The sequence below is a fragment of the Clostridium sp. genome (assembly GCF_016650095.1).
Lineage (GTDB): Bacteria > Bacillota > Clostridia > Clostridiales > Clostridiaceae > Clostridium_AD.
The window spans coordinates 1-5,234 of record NZ_JAENWL010000273.1; the positions used below are offsets into that span (position 1 = coordinate 1).

Consider the following 5,234-nt stretch of genomic DNA (forward strand, 5'->3'; position numbering starts at 1 on the left):
AACTAATAAAAGCATCTTAATAACTAATGGATTTACAGAAGGATTTGATATAGTTTTATCTTCAATTACTGAAAAGGGAGACAAAATCATATGCGAAAATCCTACCCATAATACAGCTATAAAGTTAATGAAGCTTCATGATATAGACATAATTGGAGTAGAAGTAGATAAGGATGGAATAAACTTAAGCAAATTAGAAGCAGCGCTTGTGAGTAATGATATAAAAGCTGTTTATCTTGTCCCATCTTATCATAATCCCACTGGAATGGTGATGACGTGTAAGAAAAGAGAAGATATTTATAAATTACTAAAAGCACATAGTGTACCAATAATTGAAGATGGATTTAATGAGGAACTGCAACATTCAGGTACCCATATTGCACCTATTGTATCTATTAGTGGTGAGGAAAATTCAGTGGTTTATATAGGAAGTTTATCAAAAATTCTTTTTCCAGGAATAAGGATAGGCTGGATTCTAGGTGATAAAAAACTCATAGATGTATTAGAGTGTGTAAAGAGAAGCAGAAATATTCACACCTCATTTTTAGATCAAGCAATTTTATATGAATATATGAAAAGTGGTAGTTTTGAAAGATACGTAAAAAAGGCTAGAAACATATATAGAGAAAAGTATGAGTTAATTACAAGGTTATCTAAGAAGCACATTCCATCTAAATATATTTTAGGGGATGGTGGTCTTTATATATTTATAAAATTAGATGAAATTAATTCAAGAGAATTATTAGAAAGATGTTTCGCTCGTGGGGTTATATTTACACCAGGGGATATATTTTATACTGATGGAAATGGACATGATACTATGAGATTAGGATTTTCTAGAGTATCACTTATAGATATTGAAAAAGGTATAGTGATAATTGGAGAAGAAGCAAGGAAATGTACTATAAAATTTAAAGAGTAGAATGAAAAAGGTGCTGTCTCAAAATAGAAAGTAATTTCTAGAATGAGATAGAACCCATTTTGTTTAGCATCTTAACGGGCTCTCCTGAAAATTCTTAAATTACTGTTACATTAGCCAAGTCTGCATTGCTGCCTTTCAAAACAGCATAAGTCAATTTATCCATTGTAGCGCCGTCAAAAATTGTTTTTTTTACCTCAACATTTTTAAAAATAACATTTCTAAAAATAACATTTCTAAACGATGTTCCTTTTAACCCAGTACTATTAAAAATAGTACCAATTAACGTTTGATTATCAAAACATACTCCGGTCAAATCTGAACTGCTAAAATCCGTATAATCAAAGATGCAACTTTTAAGACGCGTATATCTCAGACTGACCTGAATTAATTTTGCTCCGGTAAGATTAGCACCATCAAATATTACATTAGTCAAATCACAACCTTTAAAGGAGGTGTTAGTTAAATCTGAACCACTGAAATCTGATCCTTTAAGAGCACTACCGCTAAGGTTTCCATCATGTAAGGTTACCTTTTTAAAATTAGAATTCTGTAAATCAGTGCCTTTAAAGGAGCTATTACTTAAATCTGAATTGCTGAAGTCTGATTCTTTAAGAGCGCTGCCGTTAAACTTCCCATCATGTACTTTTACCCCTTTTAAATCAGAATTTTGAAGATTAATACCTGAAAAATCCTTTCTTAACGTTTGTTGCAACTCGCTTGTTTTTGCGGAGATACTTTCCATGATCTCTGATATATCTCCAATGGACTCGATGGTCATATTATAAGCAGTGACCTCATCATAACCCTGATTTTTCAAATCACTAAACTTTTCCTGTAAATCATTAGATAACTCTTCTTTTAATTCTTTGACCGCTTTCACATCCTCATAGTGTGAAAATACGACCTCTAAATATTTGATTAATTTTTCATTCATTGTTATTACCACCTTCCTTTTTTTTATAACAATTGATCTAGAATACGCTTAGCATTCTCCCAATTTTTTTTATTTTCGAAATAAGTACTTTTTCCTTTTTCAGTAATAGAATAGTATTTTCTTCGTCCACCCTGGGTCTCATCCCCCCAATATGAAGTTATATCCCCATCATTATCTAACCTTTTCAGGCTTGAGTACATAGTAGCCTCCTTAAGTTCATACTCGCCACTGGAACTTGAATGTATCAATTTCGATATTTCATACCCATATTTATCACTGCTTATCAATAATTTCAAAATAATTGTATTTGTATGTCCTCTGAGTAAATCGGGGGACATTTTATTATCAACCATTATGTCACCTCCATTAATACAATATACATCATAGTACTATGACTGTAAATGTAATATGATTCTCATTATAATATTATTTGTTTATACATTTAATAAAATATAATGAAAGATACGTTATTTTAAGATCTGCCTTGTAAAAGAATAAAAAACCACTAAAATTTAAACATTAATAGAGTGATTAGATTTTAATGATTTTCCTAGAATTAATCAAGAAAAGGGGTTGTCCCAAAATGATTTTTAGGTCATTTTGGGACAGCCCCTTTATATGCATTTGGATACAAATAAAAAATGATAATTTTCAGCATAAGTAACGCTAATCTTCCTTAAGTAATAGATTTATTCCCGTTTGATAGTAGTAGATAAATAATTATTCTAAGGGCTAATATTTTTTTATATCTTTGGAAATAAGAATAGCCAGTTCTATCAATAGTGTTGGTAGTGAAATGAATTTTGGATAAGCAAGATATCTAGGTTCCCAATCAGGATGAAATTTTTCCTTATAGTTACGAAGTCCTGAAAATTTATACCAATAGTTACCGAACTTATAAACAAACTTTGCAAATTTTTCTTGCTCATGTGCAAAAGGTGCGAGTCCCACATTGGATAGTGGAGCCATGCCAAGATTAAAATATTTAAAATTATGCTCTTTTGACCATAGAATTAGGTTTACAAAAAGGGCATCCATAGTTCCATTAGGACAAACATTATGATCAAAGCGCATTAAATCAACAGATAGTGATATTTCGTCATAAACAGGCATTATGGTAGCAAAAGCTACAATTTTGTCATTATTATTCTTAAATACTGCAACAGGAGAGGTTTGTATATAATCTTCATTAAAAAATCCTAAAGAGAAACCTTTCTCTTTTCGTTTTCCAAGCCAAATATCAGATATTAGTTTAACTTCAGAAACCATATCGTTGGAAAAAGGTGGATTTAATATTTCAAATTTGAAACCATCTTTTTCTAGGCGACTTTTTGCAGAACGTAATGATTTGTTATGTCCGCTTCCTGATAGGGTAAAGGTATCTAGGTTTATTACAGCTTCTTCGCCTAGTTTAAAGAAATAGTATCCATTTTCATGATAGTGTGGAAAATACTTTTCACTAACCTGATAAAACACAGGAGTATGACCAAATTTATCTGCAAAGGTTTGAAAATCCTCAATGGCATTTTTAAATAGTAAGGGATCACCTATGGGATCTCCAAGCACCACTAATTTATTACTAATATCAGCATAGGCAAGAAGTACTTGATCGTTTTGAGCCCAGTAAAGGTTTTTATCTTTTAAAAATATAAGATGAGTAAGAAAGTTACCTTTATATTTTTTAAGGAACTGTTTTAGTTTTTCAATGTCTTTGTCTTCTGGTTTTGTATTAAATTTTGTATTAAAACTTGTACTTAGCAGGAAAGCTAAAAAAATCCAACATAAGATAAAGGCAAAGATCGCATTTTTGACAAAGGCACGTGGGTTGACAGTTAGTATATAAAAAGGTTCATTAGACTTAAGGAAATTAGCATGAATACTATTGCCGAGCATTGCGTAGAGAAAAATACTAGTAGCAGTTATAAGTAAGTATAGTGCTAGCGTACGTTTTTTAATGGGCGCACTTTCTCTATAAAAACGTGATTTAGATAACCATAATAAAAGTGCAACAATAAGTAGAAATATTGCTTCTTCAAAGTCTAAGCCTTTAATAAATGTGCTAAGTGCTCCTAAAATTAATAAAAAAAGCGTCCATTTAAAAGCTCGTTTTAATTTTTCTTTGATTCGCCATGAAAGTACTAAGAGCATTAGACCAATCGCAATGGAAATTCTGTGAGAGATATGCATCACTGGTAAAGAGGTAAAGTCTGATAGCAGTTCGAATCTTCCAGTAATACTTGGCGTGGCTGCTGAAATGAGCAAAATAATACCACTGACAAAAATCATTAAAGATAGAGTCCATATACCGAAATTACTTAAATAAATATTTTCCTTAGGAAAAGTAAGAAATTTATTAAATAGTGAAGGAACTGCTACAACTTCTTCTTGTTTTTTAGTAATCATACCAATAATCGCCATAATAGCTCCGAGTATCCATGGTATTACATAATAGAAAACTCTATATATAAATAATATTGCAAGAGCCGCGCTGGGGGATGCTCCCACTAATTGCAGACCAAGGATAGAAACTAAGTCAAAGGAGCCAAGGCCTCCTGGTACCATGCTTAATATTCCTACGCTAGCGGCTACTGTGAGTATTGAAAATACTTGAAGGGGACTAATATTACTTGTAAAGTTTGAGCATATATACCAAAAGAATAAACCAGCTCCGGTCCACTCAAAGATTGAAGCGAAAATTAATTCTAATCTTAAAGGAGCTGAATTGTTAACAGATATACCTTCCGGTAATACCTTTGTTCTTATCCATTTGATTTTAAATAACAATAAGTATACGAATAGATATATAGCAAAAGAAAATACGGCTATGGAAAACCATTTATGCTCTGCAAGAATAGGTCTAATGGGTAATATATTAAATATACCAAGTAGGGCGAGTAATGATAGACCAGTTGTAGTTGCAGGAACAAGCAGAACATTTATAAATAGACATTCTTTATTTGATACATTTTCTTCTTTATAAAGCATAGTACGAATGCCCGCACCAGTTAATCCACCAAAGCCTAGAAAATTATTAAAGGTATTAGAAATCCAAGAAATCCTCCAAGTTTTCAAAAGTGATATATTATATTTTAAATTTTTAATTATAAAATAATCATAAAGGGTCATGCAGCTTACAGCCACAGAGCCTGTAATGAAAAATAAGAAGAGTTTTATAGGATCAGAACTCCTTAACAGAGAAAGAGAAGCTGCTAAATTAAGGCTTGATAATTCTTTTTTACCTTCAAAATAAATCAAAAAAACTATAAGAATAGAAAAAGTTACTTTAAGTATATTTTTCCTGTGTGATATAAGGGATGTACGTATAAGTAACATCATAAATTTGAATTTAGCTGACATAGCTAGTTTTTCCATATAATA

The 5,234-nt window shown here is 31.3% G+C and carries 4 protein-coding genes; 1 reads left to right on the plus strand and 3 read right to left on the minus strand.

Going from position 1 to position 5,234, the window contains the following annotated elements; all coding sequences use genetic code 11:
* A partial coding sequence (locus JJE11_RS14225; RefSeq protein ID WP_291636771.1) for a PLP-dependent aminotransferase family protein occupies positions 1-922 on the plus strand: 922 nt, incomplete at its 5' end.
* Positions 923-1,016: 94 nt separating this feature from the next.
* On the opposite strand, the gene JJE11_RS14230 is transcribed toward JJE11_RS14225, so the two are convergent.
* The 3 genes from JJE11_RS14230 to mprF form a co-directional block, all read right to left on the minus strand.
* Positions 1,017-1,802 carry a pentapeptide repeat-containing protein gene (locus tag JJE11_RS14230; protein ID WP_291636773.1) on the minus strand — a complete coding sequence of 262 codons (786 nt, stop codon included), beginning with the start codon at positions 1,800-1,802 and terminating at the stop codon, positions 1,017-1,019.
* Positions 1,803-1,879: 77 nt separating this feature from the next.
* On the minus strand, positions 1,880-2,209 hold the full coding sequence (locus tag JJE11_RS14235; protein WP_291636775.1) for a PadR family transcriptional regulator: 330 nt from the start codon (positions 2,207-2,209) through the stop codon (positions 1,880-1,882).
* A gap of 379 nt (positions 2,210-2,588) precedes the next feature.
* On the minus strand, positions 2,589-5,228 hold the full coding sequence (gene mprF, locus JJE11_RS14240; protein WP_366927937.1) for a bifunctional lysylphosphatidylglycerol flippase/synthetase MprF: 2,640 nt from the start codon (positions 5,226-5,228) through the stop codon (positions 2,589-2,591).
* Positions 5,229-5,234: the final 6 nt, after the last annotated feature.